At 61.2% G+C, this 26,473-nt stretch carries 20 protein-coding genes; 14 read left to right on the forward strand and 6 right to left on the reverse strand.

Features of this window, described 5'->3' with window-relative positions; translation table 11 throughout:
• Positions 1 to 143 precede the first annotated feature (143 nt).
• The 4 genes from EN808_RS08750 to EN808_RS08770 all read right to left on the reverse strand — a co-directional run bounded on the left by EN808_RS08750 (position 144) and on the right by EN808_RS08770 (position 5,548).
• A complete protein-coding gene (locus EN808_RS08750) occupies positions 144 to 464 on the reverse strand; it encodes a hypothetical protein (RefSeq protein WP_135915576.1) in 321 nt (106 codons plus the stop codon).
• 149 nt (positions 465 to 613) lie between these two features.
• Entirely contained in the window at positions 614 to 3,490 is a 2,877-nt protein-coding gene (locus tag EN808_RS08755; RefSeq protein ID WP_135915577.1) for a nuclease-related domain-containing protein, read from the reverse strand.
• A gap of 520 nt (positions 3,491 to 4,010) precedes the next feature.
• On the reverse strand, positions 4,011 to 4,991 hold the full coding sequence (locus EN808_RS08765; RefSeq protein ID WP_135915578.1) for an NAD(P)H-quinone oxidoreductase: 981 nt from the start codon (positions 4,989 to 4,991) through the stop codon (positions 4,011 to 4,013).
• A gap of 11 nt (positions 4,992 to 5,002) precedes the next feature.
• A complete protein-coding gene (locus EN808_RS08770) occupies positions 5,003 to 5,548 on the reverse strand; it encodes a hypothetical protein (protein WP_135915624.1) in 546 nt (181 codons plus the stop codon).
• Between the two features lie 119 nt (positions 5,549 to 5,667).
• Here EN808_RS08770 and EN808_RS08775 point away from each other — a divergent pair, with 119 nt between their 5' ends.
• The 10 genes from EN808_RS08775 (at position 5,668) to EN808_RS08820 (ending at position 20,367) form a co-directional block, all read left to right on the forward strand.
• Positions 5,668 to 6,588, forward strand: coding sequence for a LysR family transcriptional regulator (locus EN808_RS08775; RefSeq protein ID WP_135915579.1), 921 nt, complete (start codon positions 5,668 to 5,670; stop codon positions 6,586 to 6,588).
• Positions 6,589 to 7,455: 867 nt separating this feature from the next.
• Positions 7,456 to 7,659 carry a preprotein translocase subunit SecE gene (secE, locus tag EN808_RS08780; protein ID WP_013531408.1) on the forward strand — a complete coding sequence of 68 codons (204 nt, stop codon included), beginning with the start codon at positions 7,456 to 7,458 and terminating at the stop codon, positions 7,657 to 7,659.
• 28 nt (positions 7,660 to 7,687) lie between these two features.
• The gene (gene nusG / locus EN808_RS08785) at positions 7,688 to 8,215 is read left to right on the forward strand and encodes a transcription termination/antitermination protein NusG (RefSeq protein WP_015317996.1); all 528 of its coding nucleotides are present in this window, start codon (positions 7,688 to 7,690) and stop codon (positions 8,213 to 8,215) included.
• Between the two features lie 172 nt (positions 8,216 to 8,387).
• Entirely contained in the window at positions 8,388 to 8,816 is a 429-nt protein-coding gene (gene rplK, locus EN808_RS08790; RefSeq protein ID WP_010909262.1) for a 50S ribosomal protein L11, read from the forward strand.
• Between the two features lie 4 nt (positions 8,817 to 8,820).
• On the forward strand, positions 8,821 to 9,519 hold the full coding sequence (gene rplA, locus EN808_RS08795) for a 50S ribosomal protein L1 (protein ID WP_127279517.1): 699 nt from the start codon (positions 8,821 to 8,823) through the stop codon (positions 9,517 to 9,519).
• A 412-nt stretch (positions 9,520 to 9,931) separates the two neighbouring features.
• A complete protein-coding gene (gene rplJ, locus EN808_RS08800) occupies positions 9,932 to 10,450 on the forward strand; it encodes a 50S ribosomal protein L10 (protein WP_027146631.1) in 519 nt (172 codons plus the stop codon).
• A gap of 54 nt (positions 10,451 to 10,504) precedes the next feature.
• Positions 10,505 to 10,882, forward strand: a complete 378-nt coding sequence (gene rplL / locus EN808_RS08805) for a 50S ribosomal protein L7/L12 (RefSeq protein ID WP_006202136.1) — start codon at positions 10,505 to 10,507, stop codon at positions 10,880 to 10,882.
• A gap of 266 nt (positions 10,883 to 11,148) precedes the next feature.
• Complete coding sequence (rpoB, locus tag EN808_RS08810) at positions 11,149 to 15,285, forward strand: DNA-directed RNA polymerase subunit beta (RefSeq protein WP_135867795.1); 4,137 nt, start codon at positions 11,149 to 11,151, stop codon at positions 15,283 to 15,285.
• 136 nt (positions 15,286 to 15,421) lie between these two features.
• Positions 15,422 to 19,618 carry a DNA-directed RNA polymerase subunit beta' gene (rpoC, locus tag EN808_RS08815; RefSeq protein WP_127277965.1) on the forward strand — a complete coding sequence of 1,399 codons (4,197 nt, stop codon included), beginning with the start codon at positions 15,422 to 15,424 and terminating at the stop codon, positions 19,616 to 19,618.
• A gap of 83 nt (positions 19,619 to 19,701) precedes the next feature.
• The gene (locus tag EN808_RS08820) at positions 19,702 to 20,367 is read left to right on the forward strand and encodes an O-methyltransferase (protein WP_127277966.1); all 666 of its coding nucleotides are present in this window, start codon (positions 19,702 to 19,704) and stop codon (positions 20,365 to 20,367) included.
• 23 nt (positions 20,368 to 20,390) lie between these two features.
• Here the strand turns inward: EN808_RS08820 and EN808_RS08825 are convergent, their stop codons facing one another.
• Both EN808_RS08825 and EN808_RS08830 read right to left on the reverse strand, forming a co-directional pair.
• Positions 20,391 to 21,314, reverse strand: coding sequence for a Gfo/Idh/MocA family oxidoreductase (locus EN808_RS08825; RefSeq protein ID WP_189343650.1), 924 nt, complete (start codon positions 21,312 to 21,314; stop codon positions 20,391 to 20,393).
• A 143-nt stretch (positions 21,315 to 21,457) separates the two neighbouring features.
• Positions 21,458 to 21,739 (reverse strand): transcriptional regulator, encoded by a 282-nt coding sequence (locus EN808_RS08830; RefSeq protein ID WP_127277968.1) that lies wholly within the window; start codon positions 21,737 to 21,739, stop codon positions 21,458 to 21,460.
• Positions 21,740 to 22,203: 464 nt separating this feature from the next.
• On the opposite strand from EN808_RS08830, the gene rpsL reads away from it, so the two are divergent.
• The 4 genes from rpsL to tuf all read left to right on the forward strand — a co-directional run bounded on the left by rpsL (position 22,204) and on the right by tuf (position 26,469).
• Entirely contained in the window at positions 22,204 to 22,575 is a 372-nt protein-coding gene (gene rpsL / locus EN808_RS08835) for a 30S ribosomal protein S12 (protein ID WP_135915580.1), read from the forward strand.
• 60 nt (positions 22,576 to 22,635) lie between these two features.
• The gene (gene rpsG / locus EN808_RS08840) at positions 22,636 to 23,106 is read left to right on the forward strand and encodes a 30S ribosomal protein S7 (RefSeq protein WP_008875664.1); all 471 of its coding nucleotides are present in this window, start codon (positions 22,636 to 22,638) and stop codon (positions 23,104 to 23,106) included.
• Positions 23,107 to 23,135: 29 nt separating this feature from the next.
• Positions 23,136 to 25,226: an elongation factor G gene (gene fusA, locus EN808_RS08845; RefSeq protein ID WP_127869367.1), complete on the forward strand. Its 2,091-nt coding sequence runs from the start codon at positions 23,136 to 23,138 to the stop codon at positions 25,224 to 25,226.
• Positions 25,227 to 25,293: 67 nt separating this feature from the next.
• Positions 25,294 to 26,469 carry an elongation factor Tu gene (gene tuf / locus EN808_RS08850; RefSeq protein WP_127869375.1) on the forward strand — a complete coding sequence of 392 codons (1,176 nt, stop codon included), beginning with the start codon at positions 25,294 to 25,296 and terminating at the stop codon, positions 26,467 to 26,469.
• The last annotated feature ends 4 nt before the right edge of the window (positions 26,470 to 26,473 follow it).

Genomic DNA, 26,473 nt, shown 5'->3' on the forward strand with positions numbered 1-26,473 from the left:
TACGTCACCCTGAAGAACAAATGTGAGGTTGCACGACGCCAGCTTGATATTCAAGCACGCTGTCAGCGCTTGGCAACATAATAGTCAGAAAATTAGAGTATTTTTAAGAAGCTGCTCTCCAAGGTTTCGGCCAGAACAATCCGCTAGAAGACCGGATTTGTCAGCTTCTTGTGATCAGCCTCTTCAATTCTCTTGATCGCCCGTACCGCCACATGCCCGTAGGTGGGGTGAATTGACCATGCACGAAGCCGCGGAATATCGGCGGCATCACCAAATTGCCCGAGGTTCGCTAGCGCTTTTTGCATCACATCGTCGGCCCGAAAGAACTCGAAATATCCCGCCTGACGTGTAGGATGCTCCAAAGCAGCGCGGTAGATCGCGGCGATTTCGTTGGGGAAATCCTGGGCCCAGGATGTGACCACGGGCTCTGACCCCGGAAGCCGCTGGGCGCTTTCCTCAAACATGTGGCCAGCACCCGAGAACTCTCCGATCACGGCAGCTGCTACCGCGTGCTCATGCCGTGACAGCGTTGCGAGCGGTCCGGCGCATGCAAGCCTGCGTTCAGCCTTTGAAATGTCATCGCGGTTGAGCCAATAGACGATTGCGCCGCAGGCTAAAAACGCGTGATCCGCTGGGCAGGTAGCTTCCGCAGACCGATCCGGCAGGGGTAATGCAAACGTGCGAGCGCTGCATGCGCCATTTCGAAGGTTCGAACGGCGTCCTGCATCATTACCTCCTTTTTCGGAGGCAGGGCCGTCCAAGGTGCGATCGCGGGACCGGCAGCCAGGTCGCCACACGATGCCACCTCCGCCAGCAATGGAGCGGAGAACATGGAATTTCGGTCGATATCCTGGGCCGCCAGTAAAAGCAGGGCGTTTCGGTCCTCATTCCGCAAAGTGCTCCACACTTCACAATAGGCGCCATCATAGGGATGATCGAATTGCGCGCTCCACAGGCCGGCTGCGACACCGGCCATCAAGGGGTCGTCCCGGTTGGTCAACACGGCGTCGATTTCGCTTTTAACGCTTGCGACATGTTCTTCCAGGTCGTTGTCCAACGCGCCAAGAAATTTGAGCGCATCGATCATGCCGGTTGAATCGAAGCCGTTGTTGGTGGGCAGCAGATCGTTAATGGCATCAATCAGGGCCTGACGTTGATCATCTGTCAGAGCATGCGCGCTCATGGCGGCTGCGTGCATAAGCGCCATCCGCAAATGACCGGCTGCCTTTGTCCAGAGCCGGTTTAAGATGGCCGGCAAAAGGACGCCCACAGAAGGAGCATCCCGCTTTGAATATTTATCCAGCTCGATGAGCAAACCGACTTGGCCGGGGCTCAAGGTTTCTGAGCGCAACCGCTCGAAGATATTTGCCTCTGCCGCCACTCTCGGCCCAGCATAGAGCTGCCCGGTTTGCACAGGACCGCAAATATGCGCAAGGCCAATATCGCGCCCCGCAAACCCGGTGTAACTCATCGCATAAAGGCCACTTCGCAGGCCAAGTTTGTGTTTTCTCGCCTCATCAAGCAGCCTACCGTGTTCCACGGCCAGCCTGGCGTCCATCTTTTTAATTAGATCCAGCACCTGATCAAGGCGCCGCCCGGTTACGAGTTCGTGCGCGACGGCGGTAAGCACCGCGCGGTCCTGCAGCGTCCACTCCTGTAGTGTCTCCGGCCTTGTCTCGACATTCCAGGCAAAATCTTTCGACACGACAAACCGCACCGTCTCGATTTCTTGCCCGACCCGTGCAAGCACCTCATCGCAACGCGTGTTTGCCCAGCGCTCGGCGTCTCGACCGAATTGCCCAGTGAGGCATTCGCCTATGACCCCAGCATCGGAAACGTCTGCTAGCACCCGCCTGCGAAATCGGTCATCGTCAATTGCGCCCAGCACGAACGGCCTCATCTCAAGATACCGTGGGTGCCGCAATGCCAAGCCAACCTCGTCCGAGTCATCGCCCGCACGACGTAAAATCGCTTCGGCTGCAAACACGTTCATGAACATTTCATGGCTGAAACTGATCCGGTCGCCACGCCTCACAAGAAGGTTCACTGCTTGGAGGGTTTGCAACAGGGTGCCCGCCACACCTTCACGATCCGATATGCGGTCAAGCTCCCGGACGGACAGGCTGAAGCTTACCCGCTCGGTCATAGCCCCCGCAATTCGTGAAAGGGCACGGATACCATCCGACGCAGCCGGGCCTAACCGCTCGCGCACATAAGCATCGAAGAGACCATATCTGGTGGTTCCGGCCGGAAGGTTTTGCCCGAGTTGGCCAACCATTCTGGCTTCGAGACCGGTTCCCACGGTCTCAAAAAGCTCCGAGAACGCTTCCAGTCGTGCGCCACCAGCCGCGTTACGGGCAATGGTCAGTTTGGCTTCGAGGTCCGGCGCTTGTATTGTGTACCTGGCAGCGGGCACGAGATCCTCGCGCTCAAGCGCGGTCCTGCTCGATACGACCGCGATAGCGTCAAAGCGTCGAATGGCCGCTGCAATGCTTCGCGTTAGGCGTTGCCGCTCCGACGGAGCGCACTCGTTGTAGCCATCTACGACAAGCACGAGGCGTCGATCCGAGAGGCGGGCAGCAGAGATCAGCGCAGCCGCTGACTGTGCATCGAGCAGTGTTGCCTCACGATTTGCCACATCGCGCAAACTCCCTTCGAAATCCTTTGCGGGAATGACGATCGGCACAGAGCCGTGGCCGAGCGCAAAAAGAGCGGCGTTATATGAAAGAAGGCTTTTGCCGCAGCCGGAACCACCTGCCAGCAGAATGTTGCCGCCCATGACAGCTCGTTCGACAACCGCCTCAGAAGACAGCGCATCGTCATCACTGACGCATCGCACAGGGACCATCTCAGACGCGGCCGGGCCGTAGGTTCGCCTGAATGCGTCTCCATATGCCAAGAGCCGCCGTTCCGCGTGAAGCAGTTCCGGGCTTAAGGCTGCGTCGAGCGAAGGGACAGCAATCAATCGATGATGGGCCGCAAAGGCGCGCCACTGATCCAGCGACCAGCCGCGGTTCGCTCCTGACGTAATCAGGTCTGGCAGCTTACCAAGGCCACCAACCGTGACTTTAAAATCACCGCTTGGTATGGCCGAACCAGCCGGGATAGCCGGAACGAAGACCAAGGCGGCGTCAGGGTAGGGGACAGATGCGCCCGCAAAAGCCGCCATGGCGTCACGGAGCGCATTTTTCTCGCCAAGGGTTTGCGCATAGAGGTTGGGAATCTCTTTCCACTGGCCGGACGCCAGTTGCACATGCCACGCGCCGTTTTCGCCGCCGCGCACGGCGGAGCTGAATCCCTTGGATTCAATAACGAGAGCTCGTTGGTTGAGGCCAACAATGAGATCAATTTGCCGGCCGCCAAAATTTACGTTGGCCATAATAACCGCTGGGATGCCACCGGCCGACAGGGTCTCGACGGTGCGCTCCAAGGCAGCCCGTTCGGATGCGTGCTCGATGGGGGTGCCAACGAAGATTTCGACAGAGCTCATTGAGCCATTATGCACGAGATAGGGACGGCACTCATCAGAGATCTATGTTGCTCGCGTGACTGCAATTCATGTCAAAAAGCCTTCTCATCGTTACACAAATCCTTGCACATCCATCCGAAGATTGCTAAATATTGCTGTGTAAACAAGAGGATGTGAGAAGGCTATTCGGTCTCCAAAACCGCAGGTCGTAGGTTCGAGCCCTGCTGCCCGTGCCATTTTCTAAGGGAAATCAGGCACTTACAAATCGCCTTGCTGGGCGAGGAAGCCGAAACTAGCCGTACACATCTTGCACAAACTTGGACGCGCGCAGGGAGTGTCTTGCGGGTGGGCGGAAAAACACTCGATTCTGGAAGGCAAAGTTCACGTCTATCGGCGCAACGACAGCCCGATTTGGCACTGCTCGACGTTCACACGGTAGGGTCACAGGTTCGAATCCTGTACCGCCCACCAATCTTTTCAGTTGGTTAGAAGCATTCATGTCACTGAGCGAACACGGTCTCCGCCGCGAGATTGTGGGGGCTCACAGCGTCAGCACAATCTTGCCGAAGCCGCCGCCCGCTTCCACCCGGCGGTGGGCGTCTGCGGCTTCGGCGAGCGGGAATACGTGATCAATCAAGGGACGCAGTCTCCCCGCTGCGAATAGCGGCAAGGCGAGCGCCGCGAAGCGTTGGACCATGGCCCGCTTCTCTGCGGCTGTGCGTGACTTCATGACCGTGCCGACGAGACGCAGATGATTGTGCAGAACAAGATTGAGCGGAATGACAGCATCATTCTGGCCGCTCAAGATGCCTACCTGCACCAGTACCCCGCCCGGCCTCAGGCTGCGCAAATTCTTGGCGAGATAGTCGCCGCCAACAAAATCAATCACCGCATCCACTCCTGTGCCGCCTGTGCGCGCGGCAATCTCGGCTTCGAAATCGCCGGTCCGGTAATCGATGACGACATCTGCGCCAATGCTCAGCACATCATCGTGGCGGGACGCGGATGCGGTGGCATACACCACCGCTCCCGAACTATGGGCAACCTGTACAGCAGCCGAGCCGATCCCGCCCGCCGCACTATGGACAAGCACCTTTTGGCCGGTGTTGATTTGAGCCAGATTTGAAACCGCCTCGACGGCGGTAACAAAGGATTCCATCACCGCCGCCGCTTCGTGAAAGGGCATACTCTCTGGAATGGGCGCCGCCATGGCGCGATCGACGCGGGCAATCTCGCCGTAACCGCCGCCGCCGACAATCGCCATCACCCGCGCGCCAATCTCGACGTCTGTTACGGCATCGCCGACTGCAATCACCTCGCCCGCCACTTCCAACCCGAGAAGCGGACTCTCGCCGAAGTGTTGCGCGCCGTAAAAGCCGGTGCGCTGCAGGAGATCGGCGCGATTGACACCCGCCGCAGCAACCTTGACCAAAAGATCGGTGGGACGGATGTGGGGTACAGGAACCTCGGCCACATGCAGAACCTCTGCCGCACCGAACTCTTCATAGACGATAGCGCGCATGGCTCTGAACCTTATTTGCGGTTGGCAAGCGCGCGCCGGGCAATGCTGGCGGCAAACATAGGGGTTTCGCGGCTGTTGTGATCGCCACCCGCGTCTTGGCGTGCCTTGGCGGCATCTTCATAGGAGAGGCCATGTTCAGCGAGGAAAGCCATGAACGCATCGGTGGGATGCGCAGTGACGCGATTGGTGTAGCGGGTGCGCCCGTCGTCCATGGCTTCAGCGATCAATTCCCACACCACATTGACCTGGGTGCGGCCATTGGCGGTGAAGACATCGGAGATCGAATTCATCCGGCAATAGTTCTTCTCGGCAACCTCGGCGATATAATGCTGGACGACCAGGCCCGAGCCGATTTGCTCGACATTGATGGACATGCGGCGACCATCATCCGTCGTGGTAACACCGGCCGCGATATGGTCAGGAACGCAGCAGCGCTGGTATTCGGCTTCCGGCAGGGTGAACAGCCAATCGGCGATGTCGATAGCCTCTAGCGGCACATCGATCTCGGCGCTATAGGCAGACCGCGACAGAATACGGTCTTCGAGAACGGCAACCATGTGTTTTTCCTTCGGTTTTGGGGGCGGAAGCATCCCGCCCGACGCGAGAAAATATGCGCTGCCGGTGCGCCGATGATAATGTCCGCTGTCTTTCAAACCGTTTTGCGCTGGCCGCACAAATGACCGATCCTCGTTTCGCCGAGCAGATGGCCATTTTTGTCGATGTCGTCCGCGGCGGCAGCTTCTCCAGTGCAGCGCGGCGCCGGGCGGTGACCCCATCCGCCATCATGCGTCAGATCGGAGCCATGGAGGAGAGCCTGGGCGTACCGCTCCTCATCCGCTCCACTCGCGCCTTGGCGCTGACCGATGCCGGTCAAAGGCTGTTTGAGCGCGCGCAGCATCTTCTGGATGCGCTGGCCGATACACGGGCGGAAATCGCTGCCTTTGATGGCGCAATAGCAGGGGTGGTGCGGATAGCCTGCTTTCCTACATTCGGGAGGCGCTATGTAATTCCGGCCCTTGGATCGTTGATGGCAGAGCACTCCGCTATCACGGCAGAAATTGATCTCACTGAAAAACTCGCCGATCCTGTTGCGGACCGTTTCGATGCCGTGATCCGCATCGGCGAATTATCCGACAGCAGCTTGATCGCCACCAAACTCGCCGACCAGAAGCGGCTTCTGGTCGCTAGTTCTTCTTATTTGGACAGCAAAGGGACGCCTGCGGACGTGGCCTCGCTCTCAAAACATGCGCTCATCGACAAACTGCATGGCGCTGACCTTCTCGGCTGGAGCGATGTGCTGGGCCGCCCTGCGGGTAGCGATGCGCTGGACAGAGTTGCTTTTCGCTCGGACGATTTCGAGGCCATGCGCTTGGCCACACTCGTAGGCATGGGTATTGGCCTATTGGCGGACTGGGTTGTTGGTCCAGACGTGCGAAGCGGAGCGCTGACCCGCCTTGGCCTTGGCGGCGAGAGTTGGAACAGGCGCCCCACCGGCATTTATCTACTGCGGGCACTCGCCAAGCCATCCGCAAAACTTGGTGCGTTCATGACAGCATTGCGCGAACAGATCGGGACGCCGCCGACTTGGGAGCAGTAACGCGCCTGTAGACGCAACACTCTGATTTCAGAACATAGCTTTCGTTCACGTTCCAATCCCGGCCTATCCGGCCAGCCGTTCATGCGGAATTCGCATCGGCTTACAGGAGGGCTATAGCGTAGACGTAGCTCTCATCATCATCCGGCGCGGTGCGCCAAGTTCTTCAAATAGTTACCGAGGCAACCCTTGTCATTGACCAAACGATCTTCACCACGCTGGATGATGTGGTGAAGGCGCTCACATCGGGCATGCCAACGACATTGCCGGACTTTGAGGGCAAGCTGTCGGGAAAGCTTGCGCCCGCCGTGTCCCTTCTACCTCCCGCCCCACCGATCGTGCCGCCAGGATTTACTGAACGCGCCGCGTAGCAGGCATTTGGATTGACGATTTCTTACACAAATCTTTGCACATCGAATGCCGATATGTCGTAAATTGCTGGTAAAACAATCGGATGAGTGAAGGCTATTCGGTCTCCAAAACCGCAGGTTCGAGCCCTGCTGCCCGTGCCATTTTCCAAGATGGCATCACAACGATTTTTGCGGGCGGCCTTTGAAAATCGGCGACCCGCTTGCCATATTAGCCCGATTGGGGCATAAGGGCGCCATAGCCGGGACGGAACGACTGGATGGTTCCGAGGCGGCGTTTGGTCATAAAGCGGACACTTGCCACTTGCGTGGATCAAGAATCGGTTTTATGTAGATGGAACAGACACGCGACGCGTGAAGCTGGGAAGCCGGCTTTACGCGTCTGATTTGCATGGGCGAAATGATTGCGCTGATTCGGCGCGAGATTGGGCTCAGGCGGCACGTCCCGGTCAGCGGGATCATCCAGGGGGCCCGGCCAACGGGTCTTGAAGACAGGCGGCATATGGCTTCGAAAACCACAAATCCTTTCGTCTTTCTCCAGCAGGTGCGCGCGGAGACAGCCAAGGTGACTTGGCCGTCGCGCCGCGAGACGATGATCTCGACGGTCATGGTCCTGGCTTTTGCTGTGATCGCGATGATCTTCTTCTTCACCGCGGATCAGCTCATGGGCCTCGCGGTCGAGCAGATTCTGGGCATTGGACGCTAAGTCCGGCGATTACGGAGAAGTCGTAAAAATGGCTACGCGCTGGTACATCGTCCACGCCTATTCGAACTTCGAGAAGAAGGTCGCCGAGGACATCGAGAACAAGGCCAAGCAGAAGGGCCTGTCCGCCGATATCGAGCAGATCGTGGTGCCGACCGAGAAGGTCGTCGAGGTTCGTCGCGGCCGCAAGGTCGACGCCGAGCGCAAGTTCTTCCCGGGCTATGTGCTCCTGAAGGCCAACCTGACCGACGCCGTGTTCTCGCTGGTCAAGAACACGCCGAAGGTCACCGGGTTCCTCGGGGACTCCAAGCCGGTGCCGATCACCGAGGCGGAAGCGCAGCGCATCCTGAACCAGGTGCAGGAAGGCGTCGAGCGGCCGAAGCCCTCGGTCACCTTCGAGATCGGCGAGGCGATCCGCGTTTCGGATGGTCCCTTCGCGTCGTTCAACGGTTTCGTCCAGGAAGTGGACGAGGAGCGGGCGCGGCTCAAGGTGGAAGTTTCGATCTTCGGGCGCGCCGTGCCTGTAGATCTGGAATTCGGACAGGTCGAAAAGGGCTGATCCGAAATCCCTGGCGTCGGTTCGGCGGTCAGGGGAGGCGGCGCGGAAGCGCGTGGCCTGAGAACGGTGGGAGGCGAAGGCGGCTTTAGCCGGCCGCAAGAACCGCACCACCAGACTGCAACCGCCGGTGTTTCCCATAGTGGGGCCGGCATAGACAAAGGCAGGAAAAGAGATGGCTAAGAAAATTGCAGGCCAGCTCAAGCTCCAGGTCTCCGCGGGATCGGCTACGCCGTCGCCCCCGATCGGCCCGGCGCTTGGTCAGCGCGGCATCAACATCATGGAGTTCTGCAAGGCGTTCAACGCGCAGACCCAGGAAATGGAAAAGGGATCGCCGGTTCCGGTCGTCATCACCTATTACCAGGACAAGTCGTTCACCTTCGTCATGAAGACGCCGCCGGTGAGCTACTTCCTGAAGAAGGCCGCGAACCTGAAGTCGGGCTCGAAGGAGCCGGGCAAGGTCAAGGCCGGCACCGTTTCGCGCGACAAGGTTCGCGAAATCGCGACTGCCAAGATGAAGGATCTGAACGCGAACGACGTCGAAGCGGCCATGCGTATGGTCGAGGGCTCCGCCCGCTCGATGGGTCTGGAAGTGGTGGGCTGAGATCATGGCAAAGATTGCAAAGCGTGTATCGAAGACCCGTGAAGGCATCGATCCCAACAAGGCTTACGCGCTCGCTGACGCGCTGAAGCTGCTCAAGGATCGCTCCTCGGTGAAGTTCGACGAGACCGTCGAAGTCGCCATGAACCTCGGCGTCGACCCGCGTCATGCCGACCAGATGGTCCGCGGCGTGGTCAATCTGCCGAATGGCACCGGCCGCTCGGTCCGTGTCGCCGTGTTCGCCCGTGGCGACAAGGCTGAAGAGGCCAAGGCCGCCGGCGCCGACATCGTCGGTGCCGAGGATCTGGTCGACATCGTCCAGAAGGGCACGATCGATTTCGATCGCTGCATCGCCACGCCGGACATGATGCCGCTCGTCGGCCGCCTCGGTAAGGTGCTCGGCCCGCGCGGCATGATGCCGAACCCGAAGGTCGGCACCGTCACCACCGATGTCGCCGCGGCCGTCAAGGCCTCCAAGGGTGGCGCGGTCGAGTTCCGCGTCGAGAAGGCCGGCATCGTTCATGCCGGCGTCGGCAAGGTCTCGTTCGACGTCAAGGCGCTGGAAGAGAACATCCGTGCCTTCGCCGATGCGGTGACCAAGGCAAAGCCGGCTGGCGCCAAGGGCAACTACGTCAAGAAGGTGTCTGTCACCTCGACGATGGGCCCGGGCCTCAAGCTCGACGTCTCGACGCTCGCCGCGTCCTGATTAGACCATTTGGATCGGCCTCGCGAAGGCTGATCCGTGACTGAATTCCGGGCCTTGGATTTATCCTGGGCCCGGTACCGGAAGCCGGAAGGCTTCCGGACATCCTGTCCGAGATTGCGGGCGGCCCGAGTCTTGATTCAAGAGGAGGGCCTTAATTCATGTGGGCCTGCATGAGACGGGTGAAAACCGGACAACGGAGCGACAAGCTCCAATGAAAGGTTCGAACCGTGTTTGCCTTTTGTCTGCGCATCGCCGGCTTGACCGTCGATGTGGCGAAAGGGGGCAGGATCCTCGAGCGTCGTTCGGGAGATCCGTTACTGGATGGCCCGGCCGGCAAAAAGGCAACCCGACGCCTGTCCTCGCAAATGGGAATGTTCCCATTGACGGGGCAGGGGTCAACTGGAGATAGGCAGTGGACAGAGCGGAAAAACGCGAACTCGTCACGGGCCTGAATGATGCGTTTTCGGGCGCAGGTTCAGTCGTCGTGGCCCACTATGCCGGTATCACCGTCGCGCAAATGAACGACCTTCGGTCGAAAATGCGCGCCGCCGGTGGCACCGTTAAAGTCGCGAAGAACCGTCTCGCCAAAATCGCTCTTCAGGGCACGGACTCCGCATCGATCATCGACCTGTTCAAGGGGCAGACGCTGATCGCCTATTCGGAGGATCCGATTGCGGCGCCGAAGGTCGCGTCCGATTTCGCCAAGGGGAATGACAAGCTCGTCATTCTCGGCGGCGCAATGGGCACCACCTCGCTCAACGCCGACGGTGTGAAGGCACTCGCCACACTTCCGTCGCTCGATGAGCTGCGCGCCAGGCTGGTTGGCATGATCGCCACGCCGGCAACCCGGATCGCCCAGATCGTCAATGCGCCAGCGGCCTCGGTCGCGCGCGTCATCGGCGCTTACGCCCGGAAGGACGAGGCGGCATGAGGCCGTTCCTCGCTATCAAAAACACACGTTCGAACCTAACGAAGGAATACAACAATGGCTGATCTCGCAAAGATCGTAGACGACCTTTCGAAGCTGACCGTCCTCGAGGCGGCTGAGCTGTCGAAGCTTCTGGAAGAAAAGTGGGGCGTTTCGGCTGCTGCTCCGGTCGCGGTTGCCGCTGCTGGCGGCGCTGCCGCTGCTGCTGCCCCCGTCGAGGAAAAGACGGAATTCGACGTCGTCCTCACCGACGCCGGCGCTCAGAAGATCAACGTCATCAAGGAAGTCCGCGCCATCACCGGTCTTGGCCTCAAGGAAGCCAAGGACCTGGTCGAAGCGGCTCCGAAGCCGGTCAAGGAAGGCGTTTCCAAGGCCGACGCCGACAAGTTCAAGGCCCAGCTGGAAGCAGCCGGCGCCAAGGTCGACCTGAAGTAAGCGTAAAAGCGGCGGGCGGCCTCGCGCCGTCCGCCACTCCCTTGGGTGACCAGGGGAGGCTGCGTGACGCGAGATGTACGAAAACCTCTTTCCTGAGGGCCGTAAACCGGCCTTCAGGAAACGGGTTTTCTCCCGTTTTAGCCGGTAGCCGCCAAGTAATTGGAAAAGGCGGCCGGAGAACAGACAGAGAGCCGCCGGCCAGGTGGCTCAGTATGCAAGACGAACCGCGGCGAGGTTCGTCCCGAGTTTAGAGCTAAGGAGCGACGATGGCCCAGACCCAGACTTTCAATGGCCGCAGACGCGTACGCAAGTTTTTCGGAAAGATCCCGGAAGTTGCGGAGATGCCGAACCTCATCGAGGTTCAGAAGGCATCCTATGACCAGTTCCTGATGGTGGACGAGCCCAAGGGCGGACGTCCGGACGAAGGGCTGCAGGCTGTTTTCAAGTCGGTCTTCCCGATCTCCGATTTTTCCGGCTCCTCCATGCTGGAGTTCGTGAAGTACGAGTTCGAAGGACCGAAATTCGACGTTGACGAATGCCGTCAGCGCGACCTGACCTATGCCGCGCCGCTGAAGGTGACGCTGCGCCTCATCGTGTTCGATATCGACGAGGATACCGGTGCCAAGTCGATCAAGGACATCAAGGAGCAGGACGTCTACATGGGCGACATGCCGCTCATGACCTTGAACGGCACCTTCATCGTCAATGGCACCGAGCGCGTCATCGTCTCGCAGATGCATCGCTCGCCGGGCGTCTTCTTCGATCACGACAAGGGCAAGTCGCACTCGTCGGGCAAGCTTCTGTTTGCCGCCCGTGTCATCCCCTATCGTGGCTCGTGGCTTGACATCGAGTTCGATTCCAAGGACGTCGTCCACGCCCGCATCGACCGCCGCCGCAAGATCCCCGTGACGTCGCTGCTGATGGCGCTCGGCATGGACGGCGAGGAGATACTGTCGACCTTCTACAACAAGATCACCTACAAGCGCGCCGGCGACCATTGGCGCATTCCGTTCAACGTCGAGCGTTTCCGCGGCCTCAAGGCCGTCGGCGACCTGGTCGATGCCGACACCGGCGAGATCGTCGTCGAGGCGGGCAAGAAGATCACCGCCCGCCAGGCGCGTCAGCTCGGCGAGAAGGGCCTCAAGGCGATCAAGGCGACCGACGAGGATCTGCTCGGCAACTACCTGGCCGAGGACATCGTCAATTATGCCACCGGTGAGATTTTCCTCGAGGCCGGCGACGAGATCGACGACAAGACGCTCAAGGTGCTGCTCGGCACCGGCGAGCAGGAGATCCAGGTCCTCGACATCGACCATGTCAATGTCGGCGCCTATATCCGCAATACGCTCGCCGTCGACAAGAACGAGAGCCGCCAGGACGCGCTGTTCGACATCTACCGTGTCATGCGCCCGGGCGAGCCGCCGACGCTTGAGACCGCCGAAGCCATGTTCAACTCGCTGTTCTTCGACAGCGAGCGCTACGACCTGTCCGCCGTTGGCCGCGTCAAGATGAACATGCGCCTGGAGCTCAAGGCCGAGGACACCGTGCGCGTGCTGCGCAAGGACGACATCCTGGCCGTGGTCAGGACGCTGGTCGAACTGCGTGACGGCAAGGGCGAGATCGACGACATCGACAATCTCGGCAACCGCCGCGTGCGTTCGGTCGGCGAGCTGATGGAAAACCAGTACCGCGTCGGCCTGCTTCGCATGGAGCGCGCGATCAAGGAACGCATGTCCTCGATCGAGATCGACACCGTCATGCCGCAGGACCTGATCAACGCCAAGCCGGCGGCCGCCGCCGTGCGCGAGTTCTTCGGTTCCTCGCAGCTGTCGCAGTTCATGGACCAGACCAATCCGCTGTCGGAGATCACCCACAAGCGTCGTCTCTCGGCGCTTGGACCGGGCGGTCTGACCCGCGAGCGTGCCGGCTTCGAAGTGCGCGACGTGCACCCGACGCATTACGGCCGCATCTGCCCGATCGAGACGCCGGAAGGCCCGAATATCGGTCTGATCAACTCGCTGGCGACTTTCGCGCGCGTCAACAAGTACGGCTTCATCGAAAGCCCCTACCGCAAGATCGTCGACGGCAAGCTGACCAATGAGGTCGTCTATCTCTCGGCGATGGAAGAGGCCAAGCACCATGTCGCGCAGGCCAATGCCGAGCTCGACAAGAACGGCGGCTTCGTCGACGAGTTCGTCATTTGCCGCAGCGCCGGCGAAGTGATGATGGCGCCGCGCGAAAACGTCGACCTGATGGACGTGTCGCCCAAGCAGATGGTGTCTGTTGCCGCGGCGCTCATCCCGTTCCTCGAGAACGACGACGCCAACCGCGCTCTGATGGGCTCGAACATGCAGCGTCAGGCCGTGCCGCTGGTGCGCGCCGAAGCGCCGTTCGTCGGCACCGGCATGGAGCCGATCGTCGCCCGTGACTCGGGCGCCGCCATCGGCGCCCGCCGCGGCGGCATCGTCGACCAGGTGGACGCGACGCGTATCGTTATCCGCGCCACCGAGGATCTCGACCCGGGCAAGTCCGGCGTCGACATCTACCGGCTGATGAAGTTCCAGCGTTCGAACCAGAACACCTGCATCAATCAGCGTCCGCTGGTGCGCATGGGTGATCGGGTCAACAAGGGCGACATCATCGCCGACGGTCCGTCGACCGAACTCGGTGATCTGGCGCTCGGCCGCAACGTGCTGGTCGCGTTCATGCCTTGGAACGGCTACAACTACGAGGACTCCATCCTCTTGTCCGAGCGCATCGTCGCCGACGACGTCTTCACCTCGATCCACATCGAGGAGTTCGAGGTCATGGCGCGCGATACCAAGCTCGGTCCCGAGGAAATCACGCGCGACATTCCCAACGTCTCGGAAGAAGCGCTGAAGAACCTCGACGAAGCCGGCATCGTCTATATCGGCGCCGAAGTTCAGCCGGGCGACATCCTGGTCGGCAAGATCACGCCGAAGGGTGAAAGCCCGATGACGCCGGAAGAGAAGCTTCTGCGCGCCATCTTCGGCGAAAAGGCTTCCGACGTGCGCGACACTTCCATGCGCATGCCTCCGGGCACCTTCGGCACCGTCGTCGAGGTGCGCGTGTTCAATCGCCACGGTGTGGAGAAGGACGAGCGCGCCATGGCGATCGAGCGCGAGGAGATCGAACGCCTCGCCAAGGACCGTGACGACGAACAGGCGATCCTGGACCGCAACGTCTACGCGCGTCTTTCCGACGTTCTCGTCGGCAAGGAAGCGATTGCTGGACCGAAAGGCTTCAAGAAGGGCTCGACGCTGTCCAAGGACACGCTCGACGAGTACCCGCGTTCGCAGTGGTGGCAGTTTGCGGTGGAGAACGAAAAGCTCCAGAGCGAACTGGAAGCCCTGCGTGGCCAGTACGACGATTCCAAGAAGGCGCTCGAACAGCGTTTCATGGACAAGGTCGAGAAGGTGCAGCGCGGCGACGAAATGCCTCCGGGCGTCATGAAGATGGTCAAGGTCTTCGTGGCGGTGAAGCGCAAGATGCAGCCCGGCGACAAGATGGCCGGCCGTCACGGCAACAAGGGTGTCGTGTCGCGCATCGTTCCGGTCGAGGACATGCCTTTCCTCGAGGACGGCACGCATGCCGATATCGTGCTCAACCCGTTGGGTGTGCCGAGCCGCATGAATGTCGGCCAGATCCTGGAAACGCATCTGGGCTGGGCTTGTGCCGGCATGGGCAGGAAGATCGGCGAGCTGATCGACACGTATAAGGCTGCCGGCGACATCAAGCCGCTGCGCAAGACGTTGGAAAGCTTCATGCCCGCCAACGACCGCAACGAACCGGTCCGCGAGTATGACGACGAGAGCATCGTTCGCCTCAGCGAGCAGATGCGCCGCGGCGTCTCCATCGCGACCCCGGTGTTCGACGGCGCGCATGAGGCTGACATCAACATCATGCTGGAGCAGGCGGGCCTGCACACCAGCGGTCAGTCGCAGCTCTATGACGGCCGCACCGGCGAGCCGTTCGATCGCAAGGTGACGATGGGCTATATCTACATGCTCAAGCTTCACCACCTGGTGGACGACAAGATCCACGCGCGTTCGATCGGTCCGTACTCGCTCGTCACCCAGCAGCCGCTGGGCGGCAAGGCGCAGTTCGGCGGCCAGCGCTTCGGCGAGATGGAGGTCTGGGCGCTGGAAGCCTACGGCGCCGCCTACACGCTGCAGGAAATGCTGACGGTGAAGTCGGACGACGTCGCCGGCCGCACCAAGGTCTACGAGGCGATCGTGCGTGGCGACGACACGTTCGAGGCAGGCATTCCCGAGAGCTTCAACGTGCTCGTCAAGGAAATGCGGTCTCTCGGCCTCAATGTCGAATTGGAGAACACCAAGCTCGACGACAACCCTGTCCGGCTGCCCGACGCGGCCGAGTAAACAAGACATCCGGTCGCGAGAGAGGCTCCCGCGACCGGATGCTTCGATTTCTTCGGCCGGTGGGCCGACCACTCAGCGGGCGTTTGGCCCGCGTTAGATGCAAGGGGTTTTCGAGGACCCCGAAAAGGAGAACGGCATGAACCAAGAGGTCATGAATCTCTTCAATCCGCAGGCGCCGGCGCAGGTGTTCGATTCCATCCGGATATCGCTCGCCAGCCCTGAGAAGATTCTGTCCTGGTCGTTCGGCGAGATCAAGAAGCCGGAGACCATCAACTACCGCACCTTCAAGCCGGAGCGTGACGGTCTGTTCTGCGCGCGCATTTTTGGCCCGATCAAGGACTATGAGTGCCTGTGCGGCAAGTACAAGCGCATGAAGTACAAGGGCGTCATCTGCGAGAAGTGCGGCGTCGAAGTCACGCTGTCGCGCGTCCGCCGCGAGCGCATGGGCCATATCGAGCTGGCGGCACCGGTCGCCCATATCTGGTTCCTGAAGTCGCTGCCCTCGCGCATCGGCACGCTGCTCGACATGACCCTTAAGGACATCGAGCGCGTCCTCTACTTCGAGAACTACATCGTCACCGAACCTGGCCTCACCGCGCTGAAGGAGCACCAGCTGCTCAGCGAGGAAGAGTACATGATCGCCGTCGACGAATATGGCGAGGATTCCTTCACCGCCATGATCGGCGCCGAGGCCATTCATGACCTTCTGGCCGGCATGGATCTGGAGAAGATCGCAGGCGACCTGCGTTCGGAACTGGCTTCGACCACGTCCGAGCTGAAGCAGAAGAAGTATCTGAAGCGTCTCAAGGTCGTCGAGAACTTCATGGAGTCCGGCAATCGTCCGGAATGGATGATCATGAAGGTCGTTCCGGTGATCCCGCCGGACCTGCGCCCGCTGGTTCCCCTGGACGGCGGCCGCTTCGCCACGTCCGACCTGAACGATCTCTATCGCCGCGTGATCAACCGCAACAACCGCCTGAAGCGGCTGATCGAACTGCGCGCCCCCGGCATCATCGTGCGCAATGAAAAGCGCATGCTGCAGGAAGCCGTCGATGCGCTGTTCGACAACGGCCGTCGAGGCCGCGTCATCACCGGTGCCAACAAGCGTCCGCTGAAGTCGCTGTCCGACATGCTCAAGGGCAAGCAGGGCCGGTTCCGTCAGAACCTGCTCGGCAAGCGCGTCGACTATTCCGGCCGTTCGGTCATCGTCACCGGTCCGGAGCTCAAGCTGCATCAGTGCGGCCTGCCGAAGAAGATGGCGCTCGAACTGTTCAAGCCCTTCATCTATGCCCGCCTCGACGCCAAGGGTTACTCCTCGACCGTCAAGCAGGCGAAGAAGCTTGTCGAGAAGGAGCGTCCGGAAGTCTGGGATATCCTCGACGAGGTCATCCGCGAGCATCCGGTCCTGTTGAACCGCGCGCCGACGCTGCACCGCCTCGGCATCCAGGCGTTCGAGCCGATCCTGATCGAAGGCAAGGCGATCCAGCTTCACCCGCTGGTCTGCACGGCCTTCAACGCCGACTTCGACGGCGACCAGATGGCCGTTCACGTGCCGCTGTCGCTGGAAGCGCAGTTGGAAGCCCGCGTGCTGATGATGTCGACCAACAACATCCTGCACCCGGCCTCCGGCGCGCCGATCATCGTGCCGTCCCAGGACATGGTCCTGGGTCTCTACTACCTCTCGATCGTCAACCAGAACGAGCCGGGCGAGGGCATGGTGTTTGCCGATATGGGCGAGCTCCAGCACGCGCTCGAGACCAAGGCCGTGACCTTGCACGCCAAGATCAAGGGTCGCTTCCGCACGGTCGACGCCGAAGGCAAGGTCGTGTCGAAGATCCATGACACCACGCCTGGCCGCATGATCATCGGCGAACTTCTGCCGAAGAACGTCAACGTGCCCTACGAGACCGCCAACCAGGAGATGACCAAGAAGAACATCTCCAAGATGATCGACACCGTCTACCGCCATTGCGGTCAGAAGGAGACGGTCATTTTCTGCGATCGCATCATGGCGCTCGGCTTTGCTCATGCGTGCCGTGCCGGCATCTCGTTCGGCAAGGACGACATGCTGATCCCGGACACCAAGATCAAGCTGGTGTCGGACACCGAGGCTTTGGCCAAGGAGTACGAGCAGCAATACAATGACGGTCTGATCACGCAGGGCGAGAAGTACAACAAGGTCGTCGACGCCTGGGCCAAGTGCTCGGAAAAGGTCGCCGACGAAATGATGGCCCGCATCAAGGCGGTCGAGTTCGAGGACAATGGCCGTCAGAAGCCCATGAACTCGATCTACATGATGTCGCACTCCGGTGCGCGCGGCTCGCCCACCCAGATGCGCCAGCTTGCCGGCATGCGCGGCCTGATGGCCAAGCCCTCGGGTGAAATCATCGAGACGCCGATCATCTCGAACTTCAAGGAAGGCCTGACCGTGCTCGAGTACTTCAACTCGACCCACGGTGCCCGCAAGGGTCTGGCCGACACCGCCTTGAAGACGGCGAACTCGGGTTACCTCACCCGTCGTCTGGTCGACGTGGCGCAGGACTGCATCGTCAACTCCGTGGATTGCGGCACCGACAAGGGCCTCACCATGCAGCCGATCGTCGATGCCGGTCAGGTCGTCGCTTCGGTTGGCCAGCGCGTGCTGGGCCGTACATCGCTCGACGACATCACCCATCCGGTGTCGGGCGAAGTCCTGGTCAAGGCCGGAACGCTGATGGACGAGCGGGACGTGGAACAGATCGAAAAGGCCGGCGTGCAGTCGGTCCGCATCCGCTCGGCCCTGACCTGCGAAGTCAGGATCGGCGTCTGCGCGGTCTGCTACGGACGCGATCTGGCCCGTGGCACCCCGGTCAACCAGGGCGAAGCCGTCGGCGTCATCGCGGCGCAGTCGATCGGCGAGCCGGGTACGCAGCTCACCATGCGTACCTTCCACATGGGCGGTACCGCGCAGGTGGTGGACTCTTCGTTCCTTGAAGCCTCGTATGAGGGCAAGGTCGAGATCCGCAACCGCAACGTGGTGCGCAACTCGGACGGCCAGCAGATGGTCATGGGCCGCAACATGGCGGTGCTGATCCTCGACGAGGCCGGCAAGGAGCGTGCAACGCACCGTGTCACCTATGGTTCGCGCATCTTCGTGGACGATGGCGACAAGGTGAAGCGTGGCCAGCGTATCGCCGAGTGGGATCCCTATACCCGTCCTGTCCTCACTGAAATCGAGGGCAAGGTGTCGTATGAGGATCTGGTCGACGGTATTTCCGTCCAGGAAACGGCCGACGAGTCGACCGGCATCACCAAGCGTGAGGTCATCGACTGGCGTTCGACGCCGCGCGGCAACGACCTCAAGCCTGCGATTGCCATCCTGGACACCAAGGGCAAGGTCGGCAAGCTATCGAAGGGCGGCGATGCCCGCTTCCTGCTCTCGGTCGAGGCCATTCTCTCGGTCGAGCCGGGTGCCCAGGTTCGCCCCGGCGACGTGCTGGCGCGTATCCCGATGGAAAGCGCCAAGACCAAGGACATCACCGGCGGTCTGCCGCGTGTTGCCGAACTGTTCGAGGCACGTCGTCCGAAGGATCACGCCATCATCGCCGAGATCGACGGCACGATCCGCTTCGGCCGCGACTACAAGAACAAGCGTCGCATCATTATCGAGCCGCATGACTCGACGCTCGAGCCGGTCGAATACCTGATCCCGAAGGGCAAGCCGTTCCATCTCCAGGACGGCGACGTCATCGAGAAGGGCGACTACATCCTCGACGGCAATCCGGCGCCGCACGACATCCTGGCGATCAAGGGCGTGGAGGCGCTTGCGTCCTACCTCGTCAACGAGATCCAGGAAGTCTACCGTCTGCAGGGCGTGTCGATCAACGACAAGCACATCGAGGTGATCGTTCGCCAGATGCTGCAGAAGGTCGAGATCACCACGCAGGGCGACTCGACCTACATCCCGGGCGACCACGTCGACGTGATCGAACTGGAAGAGGTCAACGAGCGCCTGGTCGAGGACGGCAAGAAGCCGGCTGAAGGCCAGCCGGTGCTCTTGGGCATAACCAAGGCTTCGCTGCAGACGCCGTCCTTCATCTCGGCCGCCTCCTTCCAGGAGACGACCAGGGTGCTGACGGAGGCCGCGGTTGCCGGCAAGACCGACATGCTGCAGGGCTTGAAGGAAAACGTCATCGTCGGCCGGTTGATCCCGGCCGGTACCGGCGGCACGATGAGCCAGATCCGGCGCATTGCCACCTCGCGCGACGAACTCATCATCGACGAGCGCCGCAAGGCCTCCGGTGTTGAAGTGGCCGAGCCGATGCTCGCCGACATGACAACCGCCGCGCAGTAAGCGCGACGGCAAGAAATCTCAGGCAACAGAAGCCGTCGGGGCAACCCGGCGGCTTTTTCGTTTCAACGATCGGAGGAAAGCAGATGAGCACGAAGACCTGGACGGCTGTCGACGACTACATCGTCTCCTCGCTCTTCGAGGCGGATCCCGTTCTCGACGCGGTTCTGGCGGCCAACCGCGACAATGGCCTGCCGGCGATCGATGTCTCGGCGGCGCAAGGAAAACTGCTCTCGCTGCTGGCGCGCATCGGCGGCGCGAAAAAGGCGCTCGAGATCGGCACGCTGGGCGGCTATTCGACCATCTGGATGGCGCGGGGACTGCCCGCCGACGGCAAAGTCGTGACGCTCGAACTCGATCCGCATCATGCCAAGGTCGCACGCTCGAATTTCGAGCGGGCAGGGGTAGCGGACCGGGTGGAACTGCGCGTCGGTCCGGCGCTCCAGTCGCTTGCCGCACTCGGCAATGAGAATGCCGGCCCGTTCGATCTGATCTTCATTGATGCCGACAAGCCGAACAACCCGAACTATCTGTCCTGGGCCTTGCGGCTGTCACGCTCCGGGACGGTCATCGTCTGCGACAACGTCATCCGTGACGGCGCCGTGCTGGATGAGGATGGCCGCGATGCCAATGTCGAAGGCGCCCGCGCGGCGTTTTCCTTCATCGGCGGCGAAAAACGGCTGGACGGCACAGCCATCCAGACCGGGGGCGCCAAGGGCTATGACGGCTTTGCCATCGCGATTGTCGACTGACGTCAGGGCGCACCTGGCGATCTTCAGTCGAAAAACGCCTCGACCACATTGCGCTTGCCGAGCATGAAGGCGTCGGCGACGTGCTGCAGCGGTGCAAGGTCCACATCGGATACGCCGGCATGCACAATCTCGGCAAATCGCCGGTAGAGCATCGGATATTCCGCTTCCGGTTCCTCATGGACGACACGGCCGTCGACGGCGAGCTTCGAGCCGCCACCCGAGAGCACCATCTGCCCGGCATCCGTGTCGGCCAAAATGTCCCAGCTCTGCGGTCCGGTCTGCAACCAGTCGAGATCCATGGTCACATCGGATCCGTTCGCCGCGTGGAACGCGACCTGGGCCGCGATCGGTGCGTCGCGATTCTCCGGAAAATCGAGTACGGCCGAAGTGATGTACATGGCCGGCAGGATATAGGTTGCAATCGACAGCGCGTTGATGCCGGGATCGAAGACGCCGAAGCCGCCAGGCTGCCAGATCCAGTCCTGGTTCGGATGCCAGCGGCGCACATCTTCCTTCCAGACGATCGCCGCCGATTTGATTTTGGTCGAAGCCAGGAATGTCCGTGCCGCTTCGACAGCCGGCGCGTAGCGCGAGTGCCAGCTTGCGAACAAGGAGACGCCTTGTTTCGCCGCGAACGCCTTCAGGTCCTCGACTTCGCTGACCGTGGCACCCGGCGGTTTTTCCAGGAAGACGTGCTTCCCGGCCTCGAGCGCCTTGCGCGCGGCGTCATAGCGGAACTGCGGCGGCATGCACAGCGACACCGCGTCGAGTTCGGCAACCGCGCCAAGCATCGTCTCTATATCGGGGAAATTCGCGATGCCGTCGACCTTGCCGTGCCGGCTGGCCGCTGCGATCAGCTGGTAGTCTCGATCCTTGGCCAGTGCCGGAAGGTGCTGGTCGCGGACGATCTTGCCGACACCGACAATGCCGATTCTTATGGGCGAGATGGATGAGGACATGAGGCTCCGCCGGGTTGGGACGTCTGCGCGTCTCTTAGCAGATCGGCCATGACGGGCAAGCGTCGGCCATGCCAGCTATTCGAACGAATCGGCATCATGACGCTGGGCAGGCGAGGGGCGCCACGCTGCGATCAGATCGGCACGTCGAAGGTCACGATCGACACTTCGCCTTCAAGCGCGCCCTGGAAGGCCGAAAGATGCGGCTCATCGTCGGGCTCGCCCTCCATGTCGCCGATCTGGTCGAGTTCGGCCTCGGCGTAGCCTTCGGCAGCCAGCGATTCGAGCGCACGGCGCACCGCCGAATCGTCATCGGGCGCCACCAGCATGACATGCACGCCTTCCGGCTTGCCGCCTTTCTTCTTCCACACCCGGCCGGTGATGATGGTGACCGGGCGTTCTTCATTGTCGTTCACGGGCCGATTCCTTCGCGGCGAGGGATTGTCAGTGTTCATGCGGCCTTTTCGCATGAAGCAAGGCCCCGCAACAGCCAAAACTCGGTCACTTTCTTCCTCGCCCTTGCCAAACGGCGAAAGAAAATTACATGCGGTTTTCGCATGGCTGCCAAGCCCCGGCTTCAATGCAATATTTGCCGCTGCGGGGTTGACGGTTCGCGGGCTTACGAGTAGAAGCCGCCCAGTCAGAACCGATGTGAGGCTCTCCCTTCCGAAGCGACACGCTTTGGAGTTTGCCTCAAACAGGGTTCGTTTTACGAGCGAAAAGACATTTCCGGCGTGCACGAAGCGGCTTCCGCTTCCTCTGCGATTTGTTCGGGCAAGACCGCGAGGCGCGGTTTGTGGCCCGAATTTGCGTATGGAAATGACGCTTTGAGCGAGCCTTGACCGGCACGAGACACGGAATTGAGAGACAAGAGGGTTTAATGCCTACCGTCAACCAGCTGATCCGCAAGCCGCGCATTGCGCCGGTGAAGCGCAACAAGGTCCCGGCCATGCAGCAGAACCCGCAGAAGCGGGGCGTCTGCACGCGCGTCTATACGACGACGCCGAAGAAGCCGAACTCGGCGCTGCGCAAGGTGGCCAAGGTCCGCCTGACCAATGGTTTTGAAGTGATCGGTTACATTCCCGGCGAAGGTCACAACCTTCAGGAACACTCCGTGGTCATGATCCGCGGCGGCCGCGTCAAGGATCTTCCGGGCGTGCGCTACCACATCATCCGCGGCGTGCTCGACACGCAGGGCGTGAAGAACCGCAAGCAGCGCCGTTCGAAGTACGGCGCCAAGCGTCCGAAGTAAGATTTTCCGGCCTTGGCGCTGCTTGAACGCGCCGGGCTACGAGATTGAGAGACAAAAGCCATGTCGCGTCGTCACAGTGCAGAAAAGCGTGAGATCAACCCGGATCCCAAGTTCGGCGATCTGATCGTCACCAAGTTCATGAACGCCGTCATGTATGACGGCAAGAAGTCGGTTGCCGAGACCATCGTCTACGGCGCGCTGGACCAGGTCCAGTCGAAGACCAAGCAGGAGCCGGTCACCGTCTTCCACCAGGCGCTCGACAATGTCGCGCCGCATGTGGAAGTGCGTTCGCGCCGCGTCGGCGGCGCCACCTACCAGGTTCCGGTCGACGTTCGTCCCGAGCGTCGCCAGGCATTGGCGATCCGCTGGCTGATCGCCGCGGCCCGCAACCGCAACGAGACCACCATGGTCGACCGCCTCTCCGGCGAGCTGATGGACGCGGCCAACAACCGCGGCACCGCCGTGAAGAAGCGGGAAGACACCCACAAGATGGCTGAAGCCAACCGCGCTTTCGCGCACTATCGCTGGTAAAGCGCGAACAGGACTGAGAGGCAGCTACGATGGCCCGCGAATACAAAATCGAAGACTACCGCAATTTCGGTATCATGGCGCATATCGACGCCGGCAAGACGACGACCACCGAGCGCGTCCTCTATTATACGGGCAAGTCGCACAAGATCGGCGAAGTGCACGACGGCGCTGCCACCATGGACTGGATGGAGCAGGAGCAGGAACGCGGCATCACCATCACGTCCGCCGCGACCACGACCTTCTGGAAGGGCCGTGACGGCAAGATGCACCGCTTCAACATCATCGACACCCCCGGACACGTCGACTTCACCATCGAGGTCGAGCGTTCGCTGCGCGTGCTCGACGGCGCCATCGCGCTGCTCGATGCCAATGCCGGTGTCGAGCCGCAGACGGAAACCGTCTGGCGCCAGGCCGACAAGTATCGCGTGCCGCGCATGATCTTCTGCAACAAGATGGACAAGATCGGCGCCGACTTCTACCGCTCGGTCGAGATGATCGGCTCGCGCCTCGGTGCGCAGGCTGTCGTCATGCAGCTGCCGATCGGCGCCGAGACCGAATTCAAGGGTGTCGTCGACCTCGTCGAGATGAATGCGCTGGTCTGGCGCGACGAGACGCTGGGCGCTGCCTGGGACGTCGTCGAGATCCCGGCCGACCTCAAGGCGCGTGCCGAGGAATACCGCGAGAAGATGATCGAAGCCGCCGTCGAAATGGACGAGACGGCGCTGGAAAACTACCTCGAAGGCAAGATGCCGTCGAATGACGAGATCCGTTCGTTGATCCGCAAGGGTACGATCGCGGTCAAGTTCTACCCGATGTTCTGCGGCTCGGCCTTCAAGAACAAGGGCGTGCAGCCGTTGCTCGACGCCGTTGTCGAATACCTGCCGTCGCCGGCCGATGTTCCGGCCATCAAGGGTGTCGATGCCAAGACCGACGCCGAGATCGAGCGTCATGCGGACGACAACGAGCCGCTGTCGATGCTCGCCTTCAAGATCATGAACGACCCGTTCGTCGGTTCGCTGACCTTTGCCCGCATCTATTCGGGCAAGCTCACCAAGGGCGTCTCTGTCGACAACACCGTGAAGGGCAAGAAGGAGCGCATCGGCCGCATGCTGCAGATGCATGCGAATTCGCGCGCCGACGTCGAAGAAGCTTTTGCGGGCGACATTGTCGCCTTGGCCGGCCTCAAGGACACCACCACCGGCGACACGCTGTGCGATCCGCTGCACCCGGTCATCCTCGAGCGCATGGAATTCCCCGATCCGGTCATCCAGATCGCCATCGAGCCGAAGACCAAGAACGACCAGGAAAAGATGGGCCTCGCGCTTCACCGCCTGGCTGCCGAGGATCCGTCCTTCCGCGTCAAGACCGACGAGGAAAGCGGCCAGACCATCATCTCCGGCATGGGCGAACTGCACCTCGACATCATCGTCGACCGCATGCGTCGCGAGTTCAAGGTCGAAGCCAATGTCGGCGCGCCGCAGGTGGCTTATCGCGAGACGATCACCCGCAAGCACGAGCAGGACTACACGCACAAGAAGCAGACCGGCGGTACCGGCCAGTTCGCGCGCGTCAAGGTTGTGTTCGAGCCGAATTCCGAGAGCGAGGACTTCGTGTTCGAGTCCAAGATCGTCGGCGGCGCGGTGCCGAAGGAATACATTCCGGGCGTCGAAAAGGGCATCCAGAGCGTCATGGGCGCTGGTCCGTTCGCCGGCTTCCCGATGATCGGCGTCAGGGCGACGCTCATCGACGGTGCCTACCATGATGTCGACTCCTCGGTCCTGGCCTTCGAAATCGCGTCCCGTGCGTGCTTCCGTGAAGCTGCTCCCAAGCTTGGCGTGCAGTTGCTCGAGCCGATCATGAAGGTCGAGGTGGTGACGCCGGAAGACTACGTCGGCAGCGTCATCGGTGACCTGAACGGCCGTCGCGGCCAGATCCAGGGCCAGGAAGCGCGCGGCGTGGCCGTCGTCATCAACGCGATGGTGCCGCTCGCCAACATGTTCAAGTACGTCGACAACCTGCGCTCGATGAGCCAGGGCCGCGCGGCTTACACGATGCAGTTCGATCACTATGAGCCGGTCCCGACCGCGGTCGCTCAGGAAGTCCAGAAGAAATACGCGTAACTCGAAAGAGCTGCCGCGGTAACGCAATTCAAAGCCCGCATGGGCGAGCAGGAAATGGAGACATCACATGGCAAAAGGTAAATTCGAGCGCACTAAGCCTCATGTGAACATCGGCACGATTGGTCACGTCGATCACGGCAAGACGTCGCTGACGGCTGCGATCACCAAGTATTTTGGCGAATACAAGCGCTATGACCAGATCGACGCGGCGCCGGAAGAGAAGGCGCGCGGCATCACGATCTCGACGGCTCACGTCGAATACGAGACCGAGAACCGCCACTACGCGCATGTCGACTGCCCCGGCCACGCCGATTATGTGAAGAACATGATCACCGGCGCCGCGCAGATGGACGGCGCGATCCTGGTCGTGTCTGCCGCCGACGGCCCGATGCCGCAGACCCGCGAGCACATCCTGCTTGCCCGTCAGGTCGGCGTGCCGTCGATCGTGGTATTCCTGAACAAGGTCGACCAGGTCGACGACGCCGAGCTGCTCGAACTGGTCGAGCTCGAGGTTCGCGAGTTGCTGTCGAAGAACGAATTCCCCGGCGACGACATTCCGATCGTCAAGGGTTCGGCGCTTGCCGCACTCGAAGATTCGAACAAGACGATCGGCGAGGACGCGATCCGCGAGCTGATGGCTCAGGTCGACGCCTACATCCCGACGCCGGTTCGTCCGCTCGACAAGCCGTTCCTGATGCCGATCGAAGACGTGTTCTCGATCTCGGGCCGTGGCACGGTCGTGACCGGCCGCGTCGAGCGCGGCGTGGTCAAGGTCGGCGAGGAACTGGAAATCATCGGCATCCGTCCGACGACCAAGACGACCTGCACGGGCGTGGAAATGTTCCGCAAGCTGCTCGATCAGGGCCAGGCTGGCGACAACATCGGCGCGCTGCTGCGCGGCGTTGATCGTGAAGGTGTCGAGCGCGGCCAGGTTCTGGCCAAGCCGGGCACGGTGAAGCCGCACAAGAAGTTCGTGGCCGAAGCCTACATCCTGACCAAGGACGAAGGTGGCCGTCACACGCCGTTCTTCACCAACTACCGTCCGCAGTTCTACTTCCGCACGACCGACGTGACCGGCATCGTGTCGCTGCCGGAAGGCACCGAGATGGTGATGCCCGGCGACAACATCACGGTCGATGTCGAGCTGATCGTGCCGATCGCCATGGAAGAGAAGCTGCGCTTCGCCATCCGTGAAGGCGGCCGCACCGTCGGTGCCGGCATCGTCGTCACCATCAAAGAGTAATTTG

Source organism: Mesorhizobium sp. M8A.F.Ca.ET.165.01.1.1 (assembly GCF_004792065.1).
Lineage (GTDB): Bacteria > Pseudomonadota > Alphaproteobacteria > Rhizobiales > Rhizobiaceae > Mesorhizobium.

What these genes read in the sequence shown, in the direction of transcription:
- rplL (WP_006202136.1), top strand. Translation starts at nt 10,505, where the DNA reads ATGGCTGATCTCGCAAAGATCGTAGACGACCTTTCGAAGCTGACCGTC.
- rpoB (WP_135867795.1), top strand. Translation starts at nt 11,149, where the DNA reads ATGGCCCAGACCCAGACTTTCAATGGCCGCAGACGCGTACGCAAGTTT.
- EN808_RS08775 (WP_135915579.1), top strand. Translation starts at nt 5,668, where the DNA reads ATGACCGATCCTCGTTTCGCCGAGCAGATGGCCATTTTTGTCGATGTC.
- tuf (WP_127869375.1), top strand. Translation starts at nt 25,294, where the DNA reads ATGGCAAAAGGTAAATTCGAGCGCACTAAGCCTCATGTGAACATCGGC.
- nusG (WP_015317996.1), top strand. Translation starts at nt 7,688, where the DNA reads ATGGCTACGCGCTGGTACATCGTCCACGCCTATTCGAACTTCGAGAAG.
- rpsG (WP_008875664.1), top strand. Translation starts at nt 22,636, where the DNA reads ATGTCGCGTCGTCACAGTGCAGAAAAGCGTGAGATCAACCCGGATCCC.
- rplK (WP_010909262.1), top strand. Translation starts at nt 8,388, where the DNA reads ATGGCTAAGAAAATTGCAGGCCAGCTCAAGCTCCAGGTCTCCGCGGGA.
- EN808_RS08750 (WP_135915576.1), bottom strand. Translation starts at nt 464, where the DNA reads ATGTTTGAGGAAAGCGCCCAGCGGCTTCCGGGGTCAGAGCCCGTGGTC.
- rpoC (WP_127277965.1), top strand. Translation starts at nt 15,422, where the DNA reads ATGAACCAAGAGGTCATGAATCTCTTCAATCCGCAGGCGCCGGCGCAG.
- rplA (WP_127279517.1), top strand. Translation starts at nt 8,821, where the DNA reads ATGGCAAAGATTGCAAAGCGTGTATCGAAGACCCGTGAAGGCATCGAT.
- EN808_RS08755 (WP_135915577.1), bottom strand. Translation starts at nt 3,490, where the DNA reads ATGAGCTCTGTCGAAATCTTCGTTGGCACCCCCATCGAGCACGCATCC.
- EN808_RS08765 (WP_135915578.1), bottom strand. Translation starts at nt 4,991, where the DNA reads ATGCGCGCTATCGTCTATGAAGAGTTCGGTGCGGCAGAGGTTCTGCAT.
- EN808_RS08770 (WP_135915624.1), bottom strand. Translation starts at nt 5,548, where the DNA reads ATGGTTGCCGTTCTCGAAGACCGTATTCTGTCGCGGTCTGCCTATAGC.
- rpsL (WP_135915580.1), top strand. Translation starts at nt 22,204, where the DNA reads ATGCCTACCGTCAACCAGCTGATCCGCAAGCCGCGCATTGCGCCGGTG.
- EN808_RS08820 (WP_127277966.1), top strand. Translation starts at nt 19,702, where the DNA reads ATGAGCACGAAGACCTGGACGGCTGTCGACGACTACATCGTCTCCTCG.
- secE (WP_013531408.1), top strand. Translation starts at nt 7,456, where the DNA reads ATGGCTTCGAAAACCACAAATCCTTTCGTCTTTCTCCAGCAGGTGCGC.
- fusA (WP_127869367.1), top strand. Translation starts at nt 23,136, where the DNA reads ATGGCCCGCGAATACAAAATCGAAGACTACCGCAATTTCGGTATCATG.